Raw genomic sequence first — 19,903 nt, 5'->3', positions numbered from 1 at the left:
CGGTCTCTTGCTTTTTGTGGCCGGTATTCAGGCCGCATCAGCGTTAGCTGCCCGATGCAAACCCCAATTGTCGCCATGCTTCGTAACTGACAATGGCCACGGCGTTGGACAGATTCAGGCTCCGGTTATTGGGCAACATCGGGATTCTCAGGCGTTCGCTGTCGGCAAAGGTGGCCATGACTTCGGGCGCCAGCCCGGTGGTTTCGGCGCCAAAAAGCAGCACATCGCCATCCTGAAACGCCACATCGGCATAAGCGCGCGTGCCTTTTGTGGTGATGGCAAAAATCCGCTGGCCACGCACGCTAGCCGCAAACGCGGCGTAGTCCGGGTGAATCGTCACCTTGGCCAGATCGTGATAATCCAGCCCGGCGCGGCGCATTTTTGCGTCATCAATACGAAATCCCATGGGCTCAATCAAATGCAGCCAGCAACCATTGTTGGCGATAAGCCGGATAATATTACCGGTATTGGGTGCAATTTTAGGTTCGAACAGGGCGATATGAAGCATGGGCGACGTCAGCTAAGGAATAAGTATGCGGGCCAAACAGGCGCCCTATTTTTTCCAGAATCCCGGGGTAAAAAGCACCAGAACGGTAAAGAACTCCAGCCGGCCGATCAACATGGCAAAGGTGCACACCCAGATCTGAAAATCGCTCAGGCCGGAGTAATTGCTCATGGGCCCGACGGTGCCCAGGCCCGGGCCGATATTAGACAGGCTGGAAAAGACCGCCGATGATGCAGTGGTGAAATCCAGGCCGGACATCACCATCACGCCGGTGAGCACCAGGTTCATGATAACAAACACCAGCACGAACGCCATGATGGATGAAATAATGGCCGGCGGCACGATCCGCCGGTGCAACTTGACGGGACAAACGGCATGCGGATGCAACACCTTGCGCAGTTCAGCACCAATTTGCTTGAGAATCACAATGACCCGAATCAGCTTGATCCCACCGCCGGTGGAGCCGGCGGACGAAGAAAAACTGCCCAACATCAGCATCAGAACAGGCAGCAATACCGGCCAGTGCAGATAGTCGGTATTGGCAAAACCGGTGGTCGTGGCCAGCGAGATAGTGTTGAACATGCCGAAACGCAGCGCTTGGAGCATGCTTGGATAGATGCCATCAAAGTACAGCCAGGCACTGACGCCCAGCCCGCCAAGCACCATAATACCGACGAATACTTTTGTTTGCGGGCAGGTAACGTAATAGCGCAAATTGCGGTGTCTCAACACGTTGTAATGTGTGGCAAAACTGATACCGGCCAGAACCATGAATACACAGGCTACCGCATCGACCATGGGCGAGTCATAATGCAGGAAACCTTCATCGTAAATCGAGAAACCGCCCAATGCCATGGTGGATGCTGCATGACACCACGCGTCAAACCACGACAAGCCGGCCAGCCGATAGCTGATGACGCACAGTGTCGATACCGAAATATAAATGGCATACAGCGCCTTGGCCGTCCCGGCAATGCGAGGCGTCAGCTTTTCTTCTTTCATGGGGCCGGGAATTTCACCACGCATGATCTGGTAACCGCCCACGCCCAACAGCGGCATGATCGCAACGGCCATGACCAGAATACCCATCCCGCCCACCCAAATGAGGGTGACACGCCAGATATTGACCGAAGGCGGTAGCGCTGAGATATTGTTCAACACCGACGAACCGGTAGTCGTAATTCCCGACATCGCTTCGTAATACGCATGGGTAAAGGTCAGAGAATACCCTTCTATGCTGGCGTCAATCACAAATGGCAGCGAGGCGATCAGCGGGAATACCAGCCAGACCAGCGACACCAGCAGCAGCCCGTTGCGTGCGTTAATTTCGTCCTTGGAGCTGCTGGTGAGCTTCCACAGCACGGCCGAGATCCCCAGGGAAATACCCAGGCTGATCAGAAAGGCATTGTGTGCGCCGTCTTCAAAATAAAGCGAGACAGCCAGCGGAAACAGCAGGATGGTGGAAAAGCCAAGCATTGTGAGGCTGAGCGCATGCAGGACATTCAGAATATTGCGCATGTAGGCTGCCTAGAAGAAAAACACGGAAACCTGGAAGAGTTTTTCGACCCGCCGCATATCGTGCCGATTACCGGCAAAAACCACCACATGATCGCCCGGCTGGATAATGGTTGCCGGTTCGGGCAGAATGACTTCGTCTTCACGCAAAATAGCCGCCACGATGGCGGTTCTTGGCAGTTTCAATTCGGCAATGGACTTGCCCACGACCTGGGAACTCTTATTGTCGCCATTGACTTCAAACTCAATGGCTTCGGCATTGCCCCAGCGCAGCCGGTGTCCGGTAACCACAGCGCCCTGGCGCACATCGCGCAGCAAGGCGCCAATGGTCGCCTGGGAAGGCGAGACAGCAATATCGATCAGGCTGCCTTCCATCAATTCGCCATAGGCCTTGCGATTGATCAGCGCAACAACCTTGCGTGCACCCAGCCGCTTAGCCAGCAGGGACGACATGATATTGTCTTCATCATCATTGGTGACGGCCAGAAACGTGTCCATCTCTTCGATATTTTCGTTATCGAGCAGGGCCTCATCGGTCGCATCGCCATGCAGGACCAGCACTTTGCTGGGCAGCAGGGTTGCCAGGGTTTCACAACGCTCCCGATTGCTTTCCAGGATACGCACGTTATAGCTACCCTCGGACAGCTTGCGAGCAAGCCGGAAGCCGATATTGCCACCGCCGGCAATCATGACCGTACGCACCTTGCGCGACGCGTACTGCAACTTGGCTACCGCCTCCTTGCCTTCCTGGGTATCAACAGCGACCACCAACTCGTCTCCTTGTTCAATGGCAGACTGATGGTCCAGCGCCACCGAGGCGCCATTGCGGAAGATTTCCAGCACACGGGCATTGAGGTTCGGTAAATTGTGACCGGTCTGATTGACGCGCACATTGATCAGCGGACTAACCCGGCCGATGCGGATGATCAGCAGGCTTAAGCGGCCACCGCCGAACTCCACCACCTGCAGGGCTTCGGGAAATTCGATCAGGCTGTGCAGATAGGTCGTGACACTGTTTTCGGGACTGATCACGGAGTCAACGCCGAAGCTCTCCTTGATCAGCTCCGGATTGCTGGAAAATTCGTAACTGCGGACTCGGGAAATACGGCGCGGAATATTGAAGACGTCTTTGGCTATCCGACAGGCAACCAGATTGACCGGATCGGTAGCCGCACAGGCGACCAGCAGATCGGTATCGTCGGCTCCTGCCGCACGCAGCACTTCGGGCATGGACGCATCGCCCTGCACGCCACGAAGGTCAATGCGATCCTGCAGGTAGCGCAGGCGCTCGCCATCGGTATCGACAATCGTAATATCGTTTTTTTCAGAGACAAGATTCTCGGCGACGCTCGCACCCACACGTCCCGCGCCAAGGATCAGGATCTTCATGAATTGCGTTTGCGTGAGGAATCAATACCCAGTTGGCGCAGCTTGCGATACAGGTGCGTGCGTTCCAGGCCGGTTTTTTCCGAGACCCGGGTCATGCTGTGATTTTCGCGGCCCAGGTGATATTCAAAATAGACGCGCTCGAATTCGTCCCGGGCGTCGCGCAGTGGCTGGTCAAGCGAAATGCTGCCCAATTGCGACCCTTGCACCGGCGCTTCCGGCTCAGCCGCAACCGCCGTACCCTGGACTGTCGCATTGGCAGGCGCCGCCACCGTACCAGGTCTGGCAGCAGGTGCAGCAGCCGGCGCGCGATTGGTGCCGTTGGTTGCAGATGCCAGGACCTGTTTGGCGTGCGGCCGCATCAGGCCGGCCTGCACGGTTTTGAGCAGCTTTTGCAGCGTGATGGGTTTTTCAAGAAAATCCATGGCGCCAATGCGCGTAGCTTCAACCGCAGTGTCTACCGTCGCATGCCCGCTCATCATGATGACTGGCATATCCAGCAAACCCTGGGAGCCCCATTCCTTGAGCAGGCTGACACCATCGGTATCGGGCATCCAGATATCAAGAAGCACCAGATCGGGCCGGTAGCGCAGGCGAGCGGCACGTGCCTGCGAAGCGTTCTCTGCAAGCTCTACGGTGTGACCTTCGTCGTATAAAATTTCCGACAGAAGTTCGCGTATACCAATTTCATCGTCAACCACCAGAATTCTGGCCATATCTTGTCACCTATTACTTTCTGACTGCATTTTGGTACTGATCAAAGTTCCGGGTTCAATTATAACCACGGGAATGCGCTAATTGCCTTTTTTCGGAGTAAGCCGCGTGAGTAATATTGAGACACGGGCTCCACCGTCCTTGCGATTGGCAATATCAATTCGGCCACCGTGCTCCTCGATTATTTTACGCACAATTGGCAAACCCAGCCCCGTACCATGCGCCTTGGTCGTGACATAGGGTTCAAAGGCCGTCTGCAATACCTTGGCAGAAAACCCACCGCCTCTGTCCTCAAGTGTAATACGAATTGCCTGCCCGTCCGTGCTCTGATCCTTCTCGGGACGCGTAAGCGTGGTGCGAATGGTGATCCCTGGCTCATCGCCTTCGAGTTCCAGCTCGGCCATGGCATCACGGGAATTGGACAGCAGGTTGTTCAGAACCTGGCGCAACTGGGTCGGGTCGGCTTCAGCCAGCGGCAGGCCTGGCGCCAGGTCCAGGCGGATGTGGCGGTACAACGGCTCGTCATGATGCCCGTTGCCTTCCGGGTCCCAGCCATACAGGATAGCCAGATCGGAAATCAATGCATTGATGTCCACGTGCTGCATTTGCGCGGGCGGCGTTCTTGCGTACTCGCGAAAATCATCCACCATTTTTTTCAATGACGAGACCTGATTGATAATAGTATTGGTCGAGCGAGCCAGGATCCCGGCATTGCGCTCGTCCAGGTGCCCTTCCAGCTTCATGGCCAGGCGTTCGGCCGACAGCTGAATCGGGGTCAGCGGATTCTTGATTTCATGCGCCAATCGTCGCGCGACTTCACCCCAGGCGCGGGCCCGGTTCGCCGAAATCACTTCTGAAATATCGTCGAACACCACGACATACCCCGTGGGCCGCCCGTCAATGCGCAGCCGGGTACCGCGCATTAATAAGGTGACATCGTCAGTTTCGTCGCTTTCACTACTGGTCGACAGGGTGATCTGCTCCTGCCAGTAATGCCGCTCAGACCCGACGGCAGCGTGATCGGCAAATGCCTTGCGAATCTGCCGGGTAAATTCAATCAGCGAATCGATCACCTCCAGTGGCCGCCCCGGTACGGATCGCAGGTCGACATCCAGAATCGATTGGGCGCCTTTGTTGACTGTGGTTACATTGAAGCGCTCATCGAATACGATCACCCCGGAGGACAACCCGGCCATCACACTTTCCAGGTACGCATTGGAGCGCTCCAGCTGGATACGATTGCTTTCCACCTGACGGCGCGCTTCATCAAGCTGGCGCGTCATGGCATTGAACGAGCGGGTCAGCAGGCCGATCTCGTCCATGGCCGTAGGTTCGGGCAACGGCCGGTAGTCGCCAACAGCCACAGCCTGGGTTCCGGAAGCCAGCGTCAGCAGCGGCTTGACCAGGCGGCGCGCGATGGCCAGCGCCACGGCAATGGAGGTAAACAGCGTGACCAGTAGCGCCAGTGTCAGGGTAATGCCATACAGTTTCTGGATGCCCTGGCGCGACAAGGCCAGTTCCTGATAATCCCGGAATCCCTTTTGCACCTCATTCAGATTGCTGCCAATATTTTCCGGCACCAGCCGCGTCAGCTGCAGCAGATACGGTTCAGGCGAAGCACCCAGGGGCGCGTCAAGCTTGAAGGAATTGGAAAACACCGGCACGATGACGCGAATGCGCAGTTGCGGATTTTCGAAATCAGTGCCTTCGACCGCTTCGGTACGGGCATATGAGCGCGACAGCCGCAGCTGGTTCAACACCGACACTGGCGGCATTTGCGGCAACAGGCTGCCGAAGGAGGAACTGGAAAACCCCACCACCCGGCTGCCAGAGATAGTAAACACCAGGGCATCGCCCACCGTGGTATTTTCACGCAAGCGGGTCAGGGCCACCGACAGTTCCTGATCGGGAACGGTGGACAGATCATCGGCCATCAGCCTGGCGCGCGACAGCAAATCGCCCACCTGGCTATCGAGCGATGCCTGCCCCAGCGTCAGGCCCGATTGCAGGGCGCTGTCAACCCTGACGTTAAACCAAGATTCGACCGATCGCGACATGAACTGCACGGACAGCAGATAGATCACCACGCCGGGAATAATCGCCATCACAGCAAACGCCAGTGCAAAACGGAACGTGAGCCGCGCGCCGAATTGCCTGGACCGCAGTTGCCGGATCAGCCGGATGGTCAGCATCGAGACCCAGAGGAATAACGCAAGCGCCAACACCCCGTTGAGCAGCAGCAGCAGATCGTACTGTTGCGCCAGCCTTGAGGAATTGCCTGTAGAGCGCACCAGCAGCCCCATAAGAACCAGGGCCGCGAGCACAGCGGCAATAAATACCAGTCGCACAACCCACTTGATCAGGGATTGGGCGCGGTTGCCGAAAATTGAAATGCGAAATTTTTCCATGGTGTCGATAAGGCCCAGGCACGACCGCCCAGGGCGTCCATCTGAAAGGGCCGCGGTAAAAGAGAGGTATCCAGTTTCATGCGAAACTGCGCTTCATAATGCTGGTCGGGATCCAGGTCCGTGAACGGTCCCACCGGCCAGTTATAGATTCGTGTAATGGTTTGCAGGGCATCGTCCAGAGACATTTCTGGTACGGAGTAGTCGCCCGAGGTGACGCGCCACTGACGCACCAGCGCATTGTAGGCCACACGCCAGGTTTGCGACTGATCATACACTTGCCGGTCAAACCACCACCAGCGTGGCTGCACCAGCTGGAATTCGACCGTAAAATAAAGTGGCACGCCATGCTGGGCAGCCACCTGCAACTCGTGCGACAGCGGCAGGTCAACGTCGGCATTCAGGACATAGCCATCAGCCTGCTGCTGAATTTCAACACTGTTGATGGTCGCCACGGCAGCAGTGCCAGTACCTGCGGCGCCGGCATCTGCGGCGGTGGTCTGCGCGTGCAAAGCGGCGCCACCACTGACGGCCAGGCCCAGCAGCACGACCAGCGCAAGCCTGAGAATTATTGCAATTGAAATGGAAACGGGCTGGGTTTTCATCCGGAATGGGTCATTGGGGGTTGGCAGCACCGGTGCTTGCGGTGCCCCTATAATACCCCAACCCAACCGGCACAAGCAGCTCAAATGCCCGCGCCGGTCGTTCAGCCCTGTTTGCGCAGCAATGAATAGAAAAAGCCATCATGTTCCTGTCCCTGCCCGGGCAAAAGCTGGCCGGGTGCCGGTAGCGCAATGGCGCCCTCAAGCGTCTGCTGCATCCATTGATCCTGTTCAACCCCTTCCTGGGGGAAGACCGAACATGTGACGTACAGTAGCGTCCCGCCTGGCTTGAGCGTCTGCCACAAGGAAGACACAATACGCCGTTGCAATGCGACGGTCTCGGCAATATCCTGCTCCTGACGCAGCCACCTGATATCAGGATGCCGACGCACGATCCCCGATGCGGTACAAGGCACATCAGCAAGAATGGCATCAAAAGGCTGACCATCCCACCACGATTTCAAATCAATCGCATTGCCGGCACGCAGCACCACGCCTTCATCATGCAAATCGAGCCGCTGCAGGTTCGAGGCGACCCGTTCCAGGCGGCCCTCGTCGATATCCAGCGCCGTCAGCTGCAACCGGGCCTGCATCAACAAGCCCGCCGTTTTGCCGCCCGGCGCCGCGCAGGCGTCCAGCACCCGCATGCCGTCTGTGACCGGCAATAGCTGGGCGGCCAGTTGCGCACCCGCATCCTGCACCAGCCACCAGCCTTCTTCGAACCCGGGAATTCTGGCCACGGGCAGCGGCTGATCCAGAATCACGCCGTGATCCCCGATAGCCGAGGCGTCAATGCCTTGCGCCTGCAGCACGGCCAGCAAGGCTTCCCGGCTGGTTTTGCGTGTATTGACGCGAAGGGTAAGCGGCCCCGCCTGAAAGCTGCTGGCCAGGATGGCTTCCCATTGCGCCGGGTAGGCCTGGCGAACCCGGCCGATCCACCACTTGGGAAAGCCCCAGCGCACATTGCTGCGGCGGTATGCTTCGAGCAACAGCGCTTCGCGCTCCCGTTCAAAGCGTCGCAGGCAGGCGTTGATCAGCCCCTTGAAGCCGGCTGTTTTGCGGTCCAGGCCAGCGGCAGCGACGGCCTGACTGACCAGGGTGTAGGCCTCATAGACCGGCACTCGCGGGTTCTCGCGCACTTCGCTCTCGTCTACTGACAACAGGGCCAAGGCCGTGATCAGAAGACTATCGGCCAGCGAATTGGGTGGACTGCGCTCCAGGAGCAGGTCTGCCAGCGCGTGTCCGCGGGCCAGCTGGCGCATGACATAAAATGACAGTGACTGCACCGCCGCGCGCCGGTTTGCCGGCTCGGCATTCAGTATATCGGTCAGGGAACGGCCTTCGCCGACTCCCTCAACTGCGTATGCCGTTGCCAGCAAAAGCTCGCTTAAGGGCGGTGTGACCGACGCCGCTTGCGGCGAGAGGGTGGGCTGGGCGGGACGGGTCATTGACTGAAATCCCCAAGCTTAAAAAATTGACTGTGCATATACACCGTTAGTGAGCGAAAATGGTAAAATTGCCTGATTATTCATTGCGATAGCAAACAACCGGCGGCAGATGACAGGCTGGCAGACCAAAAACAAGCCTTGGCAGTTCCCGGTGCCCTGTCAGAAATACGGTCTCTTTGGCAAGCTTTTGTGAGCGTTACCGGCCAGCAACCGGCGCGTAACAGCCCTGCCCTGCAATCCCGTGCTGTACTGTAAGTTACAGACTACAGCAGGACAGGCAAAACCGGCAGCGCCAGCAGCCTTGCTACAGTGCTTGGGTCAAATGGCGCAAGCGCCCCTTGACCTGACGAACCTGGCTGCCGACCAGGATAAACCTGGCAGAAATTTGTTGATAGGTGCCGCGCCTTTACCGAAACAGGGCAGGCAACAGGATCCGTTTCGATCTGCCGCAAGAATAAACCGGACGCCTCGGGATAAGGTATTTTACTGCCCATACCCCTTTGGCGCGCGTGACTTCCCATTGTTTCGTATTTATTCTCTATATTATTAAAGGTTTTCTATGTCCGCTCCCCGCGTTGGCTTTGTCAGTCTGGGCTGCCCGAAGGCACTCGTTGACTCTGAACGCATCCTGACCCAGTTGCGCACTGAAGGTTATGAGATTTCTCCCTCCTATGAAGGCGCCGATGTGGTCGTGGTCAACACCTGTGGCTTCATCGACAGCGCCAAGGCCGAATCGCTTGACGCAATCGGCGAGGCCATCTCCGCCAACGGTAAGGTAATCGTGACCGGCTGTATGGGCGTAGAGGAACAGGTCATTCGCCAGGTTCATCCTCGCGTGCTTTCCGTGACCGGTCCCCAGCAATACGAAGAAGTGGTCCGCGCCGTCCATGAAGCGGCCCCCCCTTCGATCGACCATGATCCCTATGTTGACCTGGTGCCGCCACAAGGCATTAAGCTGACGCCCAGGCATTATGCCTATTTGAAAATTTCCGAAGGCTGTAACCATCGCTGCAGCTTCTGTATTATCCCGTCCATGCGCGGCGACCTGGTCAGCCGCCCGGTGGGCGATGTGCTGCAAGAAGCGCAACGCCTGGCCAATGCGGGCGTCAAAGAACTGCTGGTCATTTCGCAGGATACCAGCGCCTACGGCGTCGATATCAAATACCGTAGCGGTTTCTGGAACGGACGCCCCGTGCGTACCCGCATGACTGAACTGTGTGAGGCGCTGTCCGAACTGGGTATCTGGGTACGTCTGCATTACGTTTACCCGTACCCCAGTGTTGATGAAGTGATCCCGCTGATGGCCCAAGGCAAAATCCTGCCATATCTTGATATCCCGTTTCAGCACGCCAGCCCCAGGATCCTCAAGGCAATGAAACGCCCAGCCTTTGAAGACCGCACGCTGGCGCGTATTCACAAATGGCGTGAAACCTGTCCCGACCTGACCATCCGCTCTACCTTTATTGTGGGGTTCCCTGGCGAAACAGAGGAAGACTTCCAGTATCTGCTGAACTGGATGACAGAGGCACAGCTGGATCGCGTAGGCTGTTTCCAGTATTCGCCGGTAGAGGGTGCACCCGCCAACGCATTGGGCGACCATGTGCCCGATGACGTCAAGCAGGATCGCTGGGAGCGTTTCATGGCGCACCAGCAGGGTATTTCTACTGCTCGTCTGGCGCGCAAGGTGGGACGCGAAATTGACGTTCTGATCGACGAAATTGATGAAGATGGCGATGCCGTTGGCCGCTCTCACGCAGATGCGCCGGAGATTGACGGCTGCGTGTTTATCAGCAGCCCTGAAAAACTGCAGCCTGGCCAGATTGTGCGCTGTACGGTGACAGACAGCAACGAATACGATCTGTGGGCAGATCATAAACCACTATCATGATTGTGATTTACCGATGAAGCCTCTGCCTTATCAGTTGCTGGCCTTTGACTTTGATGGCACGCTGGCCGATACCCTGCCGTGGTTTGATACGGTGTTGGCCAGTGTGGCGCAAAAATACGGGTTTCGCAACCCGGCCGAAGACGAGAAGGAACAGTTGCGACACCGCGATGTACGCCATATTCTGAGCACACTGGATATCCCCTTCTGGAAAGCGCCCGCCATTCTGATGGAATTTCGTCAACGCATGCAGGAGGCCTCGCCGGATGTGCATCTGTTTGAAGGCATTGAGCAGGTCCTGGCTGCGCTCAAGCACGCCGGCTACCAGATCGCTGTCCTGAGCTCGAACAGTGAAGTCAATGTGCGCCGCACGTTGGGCCGGGCAACCGAATTTATCGACCAGTATCGCTGCGGCAGCGACCTGTTTGGCAAAGCATCCAGGCTCAAGACCCTGTACCGCCAAACCGGCTGCGCGCCCGAAACCTGTTTGCTGATCGGCGATGAAATCCGCGACATCGACGCCGCGCGCGAATCGGGCTGTCATGCCGCCAGCGTGGCGTGGGGCTATAACCATCCAGAGGTGTTGTCTGCAAAAGGACCGCAGTTTCTGTTTTGCACCCCGGATGAGATCCGGACCCAGTTGCTGCCCGCCTGACGGACCGACTCAAAACGGATCATCGCGGTCCCACAACGGGCTCAAAGCGAACCCTCAGCGGCCCCACAAACACGGCGCATGCTCCAAGCGCGCATCGCTTGCCGGCCACACCGGTCAAGGCCCGGGGGTCAGCCCTGTGGCGGCTTCCACCCTGTGACAAAAACCGCTACAGGTTGACGCTTGCCGCCCGCTTTCTGCAATTGCAATAGCCGCAATGTGCCATTACCCGTAGCGAGATCAATGCCCTCGGGCGTCACAGCCAGCACCTGTCCGGGCACTGCCGAAGCAGATGCCCCTGCGGCACCTTCGATCGCGCAGGCATCCCACACCTTGACCGGGCTGTCCAGTCCCGGCAGCATCACGCTGGCTCCCGGTGCAGGGTTAAATGCACGGACACGGCGCGCCAGTGTAACGGCATCTTCTGATAAATCCAGCGCCGCTTCGCGTTTGTCCAGTTTAGCGGCATACGTGACGCCGGCCTGTGGTTGCGGGCTTGAGTGCAGCACGCTGTCTTTGTCCAATGCCTGCAGCACCGCGACAATTTGCCGTGCTCCCATAACGGCCAGTTCATCGTGCAGTTGCGCTGCATTCTGGTCCACAATGGACAGGGTCTCGCTGGCGATGACATTGCCTGTGTCCAGGCCAGCATCCATCTGCATGATTGCAATACCGGTCTGGCTGTCGCCGGCTTCGATCGCCCGTTGAATGGGCGCCGCACCGCGCCAGCGCGGCAACAGGCTGGCATGGATATTCAAGCAGCCATAGCGAGGCAGATCCAACACCCACTGCGGCAGAATCAAGCCGTAGGCGGCCACCACCATGACATCGGGCTGCAGTGCTTGCAGCGTCTGGCGGGCACTGGCGGCCTCGTCGGGATACTTGCCATCCAGGCGCAGACTGACAGGCTGGATCACAGGGATGTTGTGTGCAACCGCCTGCTGCTTGACCGGGCTGGGCGTCAGCTTCATTCCCCGGCCCGCAGGACGATCGGGCTGCGTCATGACCAATGGCACCGAAAACCCCGCCTGCAGAATCGCTGCCAGCGCCTGGCGCGCAAATTCGGGCGTTCCCGCAAAAACAACATTCAGCATAATCGTGTTACTTGGAAAGTGATGGACAATTGAGTAGCATACCTTAAAGACGCTTTTATTTTCAGCCCCAACCGACATGACACATCAACATGATCATTCTGCGGTACCTGCGCGCCGGCTTGCCTCCTACCAGGCATCAGAACCCGGCGCAGAAAGCGAACGCTCGCAGGTAGCCCGGCGCAGCACCTGGATCAGCGTCGTCGTCAATATCATCCTTGTGATATTCCAGATCATTGTGGGCGTGTTCGCCCACTCACAGGCATTGATTGCAGACGCCATTCATTCGCTGTCCGACATTCTTTCCGATTTCGTGGTGCTATTTGCCAATCGCCATGCCGCCAGGGCGGCCGATGCCAGCCACCCTTTTGGACACCGCCGATTTGAGACGATCGCATCGCTGGCCATCGGGCTGATCATGCTTGGAGTGGGGTTGGCCATGGTATGGAGCGCGGGGCTGCGCCTGAGCAATCCGTCAACGATCCCCACCGTGCATCTGAGCGCGCTGTTTGTCGCCATCAGCGTGCTCATGGCTAAGGAACTGCTGTTTCGCTATATGTTGCGCCAGGCGCAGCGCGTGCGCTCTGCCCTGCTGGTCGCCAATGCCTGGCATGCGCGCTCGGATGCAGCGTCATCGCTGGTTGTCGGCATCGGGATTCTGGCAAACATTGCCGGGTTTCCCATGGCCGATCCGCTTGCCGCGCTGCTGGTGGGCGCCATGATTGCACGCATGGGCGGCAAATTCTCCCTTGCCGCCTTGAGCGATCTTGCCGATCACGCAGTGGACGATGAAATCGAACAGCAGATTCGCCAGGCCTTGCATGACACGCCTAATCTGCTGGGATTTCATGATCTGAAGACCCGCAAGAGCGGCGACATGATTCTGGTCGAAGTCCATCTTGAATTTCCGTCGGACATGACCATCCTGGCGGCGCATGAAATTTCCGAGCTGGCCTGCGCGCGCATTATGCAGATCGATGATATTTTGCAGGTGACGACGCATTTTGATCCGGTGACTGTCGCCCCCGCAGGCCCTGACAACGGGATCAGTAAATAAGTGATGTTGAACTTCTGATATGACACATATACATTGAGCGGCGACGTTGACCGATGCGTTGCAGCCAACAGATCGGGTTTTCTGCATTTTTCAGTGAAAACAGGCAGAATGATAGAGGCCAATCACGTCTGGCATAGGGGCCATGTCGATTGCGATCGTTATATTCGTCTGCCCAAGCGCCTAATCGGTGCAATACCCGCAAGCATTGCATGCCCACAGCTGTCTCGCATCACACCTTGCGGTTCTTGAACGCCAGCGAAATTTTTGCAAACGCCACCTGCAGATCCTGAGTGCCACCCTGGAACACCACGGGTTTGCCTTTTTTTGTGAAGACCACCAGCCGCTTGGACGCGAGCATTGGCACAAACTTGGCAAAGGTCACGTCTTCCCAGGCCACTTCACGGCGGGTCAGCCAGCTTTGCCGCAGCCCCTGTGAATCTATCGTGGTGACAGAGGTCTGCATATAGCGGGTCGTGACGGCAAGTGCCAGGAAAACAACCAGCAGAATCAGTCCTGTCATGGAAAACAGCACCTGCACCCCGGCCTTGTTGAAAGCCACAAGCGACTGCAATACGATAAGACCCAGAATACCCCAGGCGACTGTTTTTACCCAGGCAGGCCAGGCCGGCCCGCGAATGGGCAAGGGTTCGATCGAAGCGAGCAACTGGTCGCGTTCGGACTCGGAAAGCGGCAGGAAATTGATGACCATAAATGCGCTTACGCCGCCTGTCGTTTGGTAATAATGGCCTTGCCGGCACGACTGGAATTGGCGCGCTGCAGGTAATCGGAGATCCACTGGCCGGTGCTGATGACCTGATCCAGGTCGATACCGGTTTCGATGTCCATGCCATGCAGCATATACAGTACGTCTTCAGTAGCGACATTGCCGGTCGCACCCTTGGCATAGGGGCAGCCGCCCAGACCGGCCGCAGACGAGTGCACAATGGCAATCCCCGCTTCGAGCGCGGCCAGAATATTGGCCAGCGCCATGCCATAGGTATCGTGAAAATGCGCAGACAACATGGCAGGATCGGCCACCGCAGATACGGCGTTCATGACTGCCGTCACCTTGCGCGGCGTGCCCACCCCAATCGTGTCTGCAATATCAATTTCATTACAACCCAGTGCCAGCATGCGCTTGACCACATCGGCCACCGCAGCCGGCGCGATCTCGCCCTCGTACGGACAGCCCAGCGCGCAGCTGATGCTCGCACGCACGCGCAGGCCGGCCTCTTTGGCCGCACTGGCCACCGGCTCGAAACGCGCAATGGATTCGGCAATGGAGCAATTGATATTGCGCTGAGAAAAGGATTCACTGGCTGCGCCAAAAATCACCACCTCGTCGGCGCCGGCGGCAAGCGCCCCTTCGAACCCTTTCAGATTCGGTGTAAGAACGGAATAAATGGTGCCTGGCCGGCGCTCGATGGCAGCCATGACCTCTGCGCCATCGGCCATTTGCGGCACCCACTTGGGCGATACGAATGAGGCAGCTTCCACATTCTGAAAACCGGCAGCCGACAGGCGATTGATCAGCTCGACTTTAATGTCGGTTGGAACAAATTGCTTTTCATTCTGCAGGCCATCGCGAGGCCCCACTTCAACCACTTTTACGCGTTCCGCAATTGCCATGACTATCTCCGATCAGGCTTGATTCTGTTTTTGATGATGCAGCTCGAGCATGCGAGCCAGTTCCTTCAGATTATTGCCAATGAAGGTTAGCGTCGTTTCGTCGGTAATCTTGCCTCCTTCGCCTTCAGTTTTGTTCTGTACTGTGCCGACCATGATTTCGGGCCGATTGACCAGATGTATATTCATCGCAACCAGGATCTGGCGCAGGTGATACTGCATTCTGGCCCCGCCGATGGCGCCGCCCGAGGCCGAAATGATTGAGCCTACCTTGTTGTCAAACGGCAGCGGACGCAGGCGCGATACCCAGTCAATCGCGTTTTTGAGCACACCAGGCACCGAATAGTTATATTCAGGCGTCACAAAGATCAGGCCATCGGCTGCAACAATGGCGTCGGCAAACGCCTGGACTTCCTTGGGAAACCCGGCATCCTGCACGTCCTGGTTATAGTGAGGTAACGTGCCAATGGAAGGAGCGTAAACCAGTTCCAGATTATCCGGCGCCAGCTCAGCCAGTTGCCGGGCGATCGCCGCATTATAGGATTTTTCACGAAGACTGCCGATGATGATCAGAACTTTGAACTTGGTGCTCATTAAGCGCTCCTGTTTGGGCTTGGATATAAGTAGAACCTGGCTGGCGCATTGTTGCCGCCCCCCCTATTTTTGGGGACTGCTGCGGTGGCAATGGCCGGCACGGAGGTACCGGACGAACACCGCTATGCCATCGGTGACGGCATCGACTCTGCTGCGCTGTTTATTGTAAGTGATTCACCCGTTGCAGATAGCGTCCGTCAGGCAGGCGCACGATTTTACCGGTCATTTCTAGTTCGTTCAGCAAACCCGCCAGCTTGCCCACCGTCGTGTCAAGCCTGACCAGCAGCAAATCCATGGAAACCGGGTCAAACCCCATCTGCTCCAGCAGTTGCTGGTGTGCCGCATTGCGGGTGCCCGTGGCCACCACTGGCGTGCTACCCGCGCCGTCCGGTTGCGCCTCCCGCGGCACGACAGGCATTTCGGGGCTTCTGGACGTTACGGCGCTCAGAGGCGCCTGGGGTCTGCCCGCAAGCTTCGAACCAGGCAGCGCCTCCTGCCGGGATTCACGGCCCGAACCGCTGCCAGCCTTGGGCGCTGAACCGCTGCGCGCAAGCTCCTCCAGGATGTCTTCGGCCGTTTCCACCAATTTGGCGCCCTGCCGGATCAGCGCATGGCAGCCACGTGACAAGGGCGAATGAATGGAACCCGGAATGGCAAACACTTCGCGACCGTTTTCCCCGGCCAGACGCGCGGTAATCAGCGAGCCGCTGCGTTGCGCAGCTTCGACCACCAGTACGCCGAGCGAGAGCCCGGCGACAATGCGGTTGCGACGGGGAAACTGGTGCACCACCGCCGCGGTATCCAGCGGCAACTCGCTGACCAACGCCCCCTGCTCCCGGATCCGCATGGCCAGCCCCTTGTTGGCTGCGGGATAGACGCGATTGATGCCCGTTCCCATGACCGCAATGGTGGCCGGCGCCGCGCCGCTGGCCAACGCGCCCTCGTGAGCGGCCGCGTCAATGCCCTGGGCCAGGCCGCTGGCGATGGTCCAGCCGGCATCGGCCAGATGCCGTGCGAAAGCGAAGGCATTATCGGTACCGCCAGCCGTGGCCGAACGCGCGCCCACCATGGCAAGCACGGGCCGGGACAGCGCCTGGGGATCCCCGTCCACATAAAGCAGGGACGGCGGATCGGCAGTATCCAGCAACCGGGCAGGATACAGTTCATCGGCCAGCGTCACGATATGATGGCCGGGGCGGGCCAGCCAGTCGAAAGTGCGCTCGATCAGGGTGTGGGTAACCGGGTCGACCGCCGCGGCCAGTTGCACCGCCTGTTTCTGGGGCACCACCTTCATCAGCGCTGCAACCGAGGCGCCAAAAATATCCTGAGGCAACCCGAAGGCAACCAGCAGATGACGGGCAGTGACCGGGCCTATCCCGGGTTCCAGCGTGAGACGAATCCACGCGTACCGCTCTTCATCTGACATTGCCATAACCATCCGCTTGAATTTGTGAGAAAACACCCTATTATAGGAATATAGCCGCATGAGAATGATGATTTTTCTGCGACACCCCCAGGATTCCGATTCATCATGCAATTTGACCCGCTGCGCCAGAGGCGCCCGACGGGCTGAGAACCCCAAGCAGCATCGATTTCAATTATAATATTGGCCATGGCACTCTTACCTATTCTTCAATTTCCCGATCCCCGGCTGCACACGGTAGCAAAACCGGTAGCCCAGGTGGATGACCGCATTCGCCAGCTTGTCCGCGACATGGCTGAAACCATGTATGCTGCGCCCGGCGTGGGGCTGGCTGCGACCCAGGTCAACGTGCATGAGCGCGTGGTGGTCATTGATGTCTCCGAAGAAGGCGACGACCTGCTGGCGCTCATCAACCCTGAAATTATCTGGAAAAGCGACGATAAACAGGTGTATGAAGAAGGCTGCCTGTCGGTGCCCGGTGTTTACGACAAGGTGGAGCGCTCGGCCAGCATTCGCGTACGTGCGCTCAACGAGCAGGGAGAAACCTTCGAATTTGACGCAGAAGGCCTGTTGGCCGTATGCGTCCAGCACGAACTGGATCACTTGCTGGGAAAGGTATTTGTGGAATATCTGTCGTCCTTAAAGCAAAGCCGCATCAAGACCAGGCTTAAAAAGCAAGCCAAGGAACAGGCCGAGGCCTGATTGAGCAGGAACGGCCGGATGCAGACTCGCAAAGGCCGCCGCTGTCCTCAGAATCGGGCCTGTCTGGACTCATCCGGATCGCAAGCGCGCCAATCACCATCGCCAATGAGCAAGCGCCCATGGCCGATCTCCAAATATAACCGTCCAGATCTTTCCAGCGCTCTCACAATCCTTTTCTACCGACCGGTAGTTAGCCACTGTGCGTTGGCCCCTTCTGCCCGCCGCCTGGACCGACATCAGTTGCGACAGGACTGCCAGCCAACATGAATACGCCCTTTTTTGCCTTGCCGCCCAGTACCATTTTTGAAGATGGATGCAGCCGTCGGGATAGCGAGACGCGTCTGCTGGATCGGGTCGACCAGCAGGGTCAGCGCCTTGCGGTCATCCACCAAGCCAGCCGCGGGATCAGCGTACCGCGCAGTTATCAGCGCCACCCGCGCTTTGAAGCGGCCAGCAGACAATTGGCCGCAACCGGCCTGCCCGTAGATGTCCGCCTCTCCGGCGGGGGTGTGGTGCCCCAGGCGGCCGGGGTAATCAATTTACACCTGGCCTACCCGGTCCAGGCCAATTATCCGCTGCAACAAGTCGAAGCACATTACCTTGGTCTGTGTGAACTGATTGCCCAGGCGCTGGTCGCTTGCGGCATTCATGCAACGCCCCAGCCGGTGCAGGGCTCATTCTGCGACGGTCGGTTCAACCTGGCCGTTGCCGGTAAAAAAATAGCCGGCACGGCCCAATACTGGCGGCGCAACAGAACGGCAGCAACGCCCACCTTTTCGCTGCTGTCGCATGCAGTGATTCTGGTCAATGCCAACAGCGCCGAACTGACCGACATGGCAAACCGTTTTGAAGCGGCGCTGCACAGCCCGGTACGCTATCTGCCCGAAAAAACCACCTCGGTGATAGAGCTGCTGGGCAGCCCTGCAAGCGACTTTGAACCGACCCTGTTGCAGGCGCTGCGGAACCCGCCCCTCTGAGACCGGTTCTTTTTTATTCGTAAGAGCGGCTATCTTCAATGACCTTGCCGTCATTGGCCAGTTCGCCGACCCCGACAAAAACAATGGTGGCACGCAGCTTGGTCTCCTCCCGCACCACATTGCCCAGTTTTTCCTGCAGGCCTGCGACAGGTTCTCCGTCCACTTCCACAAACAGGGTCATGTCATCGCGCCCGGTTTCACCGGAAACGACCAGCCTGGCCTTGTTCACCTGCTCAAAGCGGGCAACGATCCTGGCCACTTGCTCGGGATGCACAAACATGCCCCGCACCTTGGTCGTCTGGTCGGCACGTCCCATCCAGCCGCGAATCCGCTTGTTGGTGCGGCCGCAGGCCGAATGCCCGGGCATGATCGCCGAGAGATCTCCGGTACCAAAGCGCAGTAGCGGATAATCGGGATTGAGGGTGGTCACCACGATTTCCCCTACCTCGCCCTCGGGTACCGGCTCATTGGTGCCGGGCCGCACAATCTCCAGCACAATATCCTCACCAATGATCAGCCCGTCCCGCGCTTCGGACTCATAGGCGATCAGACCCAGGTCGGCAGTGCCATAGGCCTGATAGCCGTGGATCCCGCGTTGTGCGAACCAGGTCTGCAACGACGGCGGAAATGCTTCCCCGGAAAACAGCGCACGTTTCAAAGAGGGCAATGCGATCTGCATCTCGTCGGCCTTCTCCAGAATCAGTTTGAGAAAGCTGGGCGTGCCTGCATAACCCTCGGGCTGCAGATCGTGGATGGTGGCGACCTGCATCTCAGTCTGACCAACTCCGCCCGGAAACACCGTGCAGCCGATGGCCAGCCCGGCGGTTTCAAACATGGAACCGGCAGGGGTGAAATGATACGAAAAGCAGTTGTACAACAGCGTGTTGGCTCGAAAGCCTGCGGCATACAGGGCGCGGCCAAAACGCCAGTAGTCGGCCCGTTTGCTCTCGGGCTCATAAATGGGACCGGGAGAGGCAAATACGCGCGCCGCATCACCCCAGCCAATTGTTGAAAAGCCGCCAAAGACGCGTTGCACCACAGTGGCAGCACCAGGGCCCGCGTGGGCGGCCTTTTCACCGGCCTGCTTGCGTTGCTCTTGCTGTCGCTTGAGCAGCTCGGATTTACGCAATACCGGAATGGCGGCCAGCGCCTGGCGACTGGTGATGCGGTCCACCTGCACATCCTGCAACTGTGCGGCAATCGCCGGCGCACGCTCGCGTGCCGTCGCCAGCGCCGCGGGCAACGCGGCAAACAGATCGGCCTCGCGCTGCGTCTGATCGCGCACTTCCAGAGCATCGAAATACTCAGTCATTCTTTGCTC

General features: G+C 58.2%; 18 protein-coding genes. 5 read left to right on the top strand and 13 right to left on the bottom strand.

Translation table 11 applies throughout. The annotated features are described in order from the left end of the window. Positions 1-43 precede the first annotated feature (43 nt). The 7 genes from EV681_RS04515 to rsmB form a co-directional block, all read right to left on the bottom strand. Positions 44-508, bottom strand: a complete 465-nt coding sequence (locus EV681_RS04515) for a tRNA (cytidine(34)-2'-O)-methyltransferase (protein ID WP_128395580.1) — start codon at positions 506-508, stop codon at positions 44-46. A 45-nt stretch (positions 509-553) separates the two neighbouring features. Beyond that, complete coding sequence (locus EV681_RS04510; RefSeq protein WP_130303381.1) at positions 554-2,023, bottom strand: TrkH family potassium uptake protein; 1,470 nt, start codon at positions 2,021-2,023, stop codon at positions 554-556. 9 nt (positions 2,024-2,032) lie between these two features. Beyond that, entirely contained in the window at positions 2,033-3,409 is a 1,377-nt protein-coding gene (gene trkA / locus EV681_RS04505) for a Trk system potassium transporter TrkA (RefSeq protein ID WP_128396122.1), read from the bottom strand. Next, positions 3,406-4,122 carry a response regulator gene (locus EV681_RS04500; protein ID WP_128396121.1) on the bottom strand — a complete coding sequence of 239 codons (717 nt, stop codon included), beginning with the start codon at positions 4,120-4,122 and terminating at the stop codon, positions 3,406-3,408. Before EV681_RS04500 ends, trkA begins: the two co-directional genes overlap by 4 nt. A 78-nt stretch (positions 4,123-4,200) precedes the next feature. Then, complete coding sequence (locus EV681_RS04495; RefSeq protein WP_165393021.1) at positions 4,201-6,480, bottom strand: sensor histidine kinase; 2,280 nt, start codon at positions 6,478-6,480, stop codon at positions 4,201-4,203. Then, positions 6,480-7,130, bottom strand: coding sequence for a DUF4390 domain-containing protein (locus EV681_RS04490; RefSeq protein ID WP_128396119.1), 651 nt, complete (start codon positions 7,128-7,130; stop codon positions 6,480-6,482). The genes EV681_RS04495 and EV681_RS04490 overlap by 1 nt, the downstream gene beginning before the upstream one ends. A 101-nt stretch (positions 7,131-7,231) precedes the next feature. Then, the gene (gene rsmB / locus EV681_RS04485; RefSeq protein WP_128396118.1) at positions 7,232-8,575 is read right to left on the bottom strand and encodes a 16S rRNA (cytosine(967)-C(5))-methyltransferase RsmB; all 1,344 of its coding nucleotides are present in this window, start codon (positions 8,573-8,575) and stop codon (positions 7,232-7,234) included. Between the two features lie 559 nt (positions 8,576-9,134). Between rsmB and rimO the strand changes: the two genes are divergently transcribed. Continuing rightward, a complete protein-coding gene (gene rimO, locus EV681_RS04480) occupies positions 9,135-10,463 on the top strand; it encodes a 30S ribosomal protein S12 methylthiotransferase RimO (RefSeq protein WP_128396117.1) in 1,329 nt (442 codons plus the stop codon). A gap of 22 nt (positions 10,464-10,485) precedes the next feature. Next, a complete protein-coding gene (locus tag EV681_RS04475) occupies positions 10,486-11,115 on the top strand; it encodes an HAD-IA family hydrolase (protein WP_423191196.1) in 630 nt (209 codons plus the stop codon). Between the two features lie 128 nt (positions 11,116-11,243). Here EV681_RS04475 and fmt read toward each other — a convergent pair whose 3' ends face one another. Then, entirely contained in the window at positions 11,244-12,203 is a 960-nt protein-coding gene (gene fmt / locus EV681_RS04470; RefSeq protein ID WP_130304019.1) for a methionyl-tRNA formyltransferase, read from the bottom strand. Between the two features lie 79 nt (positions 12,204-12,282). On the opposite strand from fmt, the gene EV681_RS04465 reads away from it, so the two are divergent. Continuing rightward, on the top strand, positions 12,283-13,260 hold the full coding sequence (locus EV681_RS04465) for a cation diffusion facilitator family transporter (protein ID WP_130303378.1): 978 nt from the start codon (positions 12,283-12,285) through the stop codon (positions 13,258-13,260). A 229-nt stretch (positions 13,261-13,489) separates the two neighbouring features. Here the strand turns inward: EV681_RS04465 and EV681_RS04460 are convergent, their stop codons facing one another. The 4 genes from EV681_RS04460 to dprA form a co-directional block, all read right to left on the bottom strand. Then, entirely contained in the window at positions 13,490-13,969 is a 480-nt protein-coding gene (locus EV681_RS04460; RefSeq protein WP_128396114.1) for a hypothetical protein, read from the bottom strand. A gap of 8 nt (positions 13,970-13,977) precedes the next feature. Then, positions 13,978-14,889 (bottom strand): hydroxymethylglutaryl-CoA lyase, encoded by a 912-nt coding sequence (locus EV681_RS04455; RefSeq protein ID WP_128396113.1) that lies wholly within the window; start codon positions 14,887-14,889, stop codon positions 13,978-13,980. Positions 14,890-14,901: 12 nt separating this feature from the next. Next, positions 14,902-15,480 (bottom strand): NADPH-dependent FMN reductase, encoded by a 579-nt coding sequence (locus EV681_RS04450; protein WP_128396112.1) that lies wholly within the window; start codon positions 15,478-15,480, stop codon positions 14,902-14,904. Positions 15,481-15,640: 160 nt separating this feature from the next. Next, a complete protein-coding gene (dprA, locus tag EV681_RS04445) occupies positions 15,641-16,918 on the bottom strand; it encodes a DNA-processing protein DprA (protein WP_242612135.1) in 1,278 nt (425 codons plus the stop codon). Positions 16,919-17,092: 174 nt separating this feature from the next. Here dprA and def point away from each other — a divergent pair, with 174 nt between their 5' ends. Further along, entirely contained in the window at positions 17,093-17,605 is a 513-nt protein-coding gene (def, locus tag EV681_RS04440) for a peptide deformylase (protein WP_128396110.1), read from the top strand. A gap of 263 nt (positions 17,606-17,868) precedes the next feature. Next, complete coding sequence (locus EV681_RS04435) at positions 17,869-18,582, top strand: lipoyl protein ligase domain-containing protein (RefSeq protein ID WP_128396109.1); 714 nt, start codon at positions 17,869-17,871, stop codon at positions 18,580-18,582. Between the two features lie 13 nt (positions 18,583-18,595). On the opposite strand, the gene EV681_RS04430 is transcribed toward EV681_RS04435, so the two are convergent. Next, positions 18,596-19,894, bottom strand: coding sequence for a phenylacetate--CoA ligase family protein (locus tag EV681_RS04430; protein ID WP_128396108.1), 1,299 nt, complete (start codon positions 19,892-19,894; stop codon positions 18,596-18,598). Between the last annotated feature and the right edge of the window lie 9 nt (positions 19,895-19,903).

This window comes from Advenella incenata (genome assembly GCF_004217095.1).
Taxonomy (GTDB): Bacteria; Pseudomonadota; Gammaproteobacteria; order Burkholderiales; family Burkholderiaceae_B; genus Advenella; species Advenella incenata.
Note: the sequence above shows the minus strand (reverse complement) of the source record. Positions and strands in the feature narration are given on the sequence as shown.

Bases quoted from the DNA above. Each gene is read 5' to 3' on its own strand.
- trkA (WP_128396122.1), bottom strand. From the start codon at position 3,409: ATGAAGATCCTGATCCTTGGCGCGGGACGTGTGGGTGCGAGCGTCGCC.
- EV681_RS04460 (WP_128396114.1), bottom strand. From the start codon at position 13,969: ATGGTCATCAATTTCCTGCCGCTTTCCGAGTCCGAACGCGACCAGTTG.
- EV681_RS04510 (WP_130303381.1), bottom strand. From the start codon at position 2,023: ATGCGCAATATTCTGAATGTCCTGCATGCGCTCAGCCTCACAATGCTT.
- def (WP_128396110.1), top strand. From the start codon at position 17,093: ATGGCACTCTTACCTATTCTTCAATTTCCCGATCCCCGGCTGCACACG.
- EV681_RS04435 (WP_128396109.1), top strand. From the start codon at position 17,869: ATGAATACGCCCTTTTTTGCCTTGCCGCCCAGTACCATTTTTGAAGAT.
- EV681_RS04490 (WP_128396119.1), bottom strand. From the start codon at position 7,130: ATGAAAACCCAGCCCGTTTCCATTTCAATTGCAATAATTCTCAGGCTT.
- rsmB (WP_128396118.1), bottom strand. From the start codon at position 8,575: ATGACCCGTCCCGCCCAGCCCACCCTCTCGCCGCAAGCGGCGTCGGTC.
- EV681_RS04450 (WP_128396112.1), bottom strand. From the start codon at position 15,480: ATGAGCACCAAGTTCAAAGTTCTGATCATCATCGGCAGTCTTCGTGAA.
- EV681_RS04500 (WP_128396121.1), bottom strand. From the start codon at position 4,122: ATGGCCAGAATTCTGGTGGTTGACGATGAAATTGGTATACGCGAACTT.
- EV681_RS04465 (WP_130303378.1), top strand. From the start codon at position 12,283: ATGACACATCAACATGATCATTCTGCGGTACCTGCGCGCCGGCTTGCC.
- rimO (WP_128396117.1), top strand. From the start codon at position 9,135: ATGTCCGCTCCCCGCGTTGGCTTTGTCAGTCTGGGCTGCCCGAAGGCA.
- EV681_RS04515 (WP_128395580.1), bottom strand. From the start codon at position 508: ATGCTTCATATCGCCCTGTTCGAACCTAAAATTGCACCCAATACCGGT.
- dprA (WP_242612135.1), bottom strand. From the start codon at position 16,918: ATGGTTATGGCAATGTCAGATGAAGAGCGGTACGCGTGGATTCGTCTC.
- EV681_RS04455 (WP_128396113.1), bottom strand. From the start codon at position 14,889: ATGGCAATTGCGGAACGCGTAAAAGTGGTTGAAGTGGGGCCTCGCGAT.
- EV681_RS04430 (WP_128396108.1), bottom strand. From the start codon at position 19,894: ATGACTGAGTATTTCGATGCTCTGGAAGTGCGCGATCAGACGCAGCGC.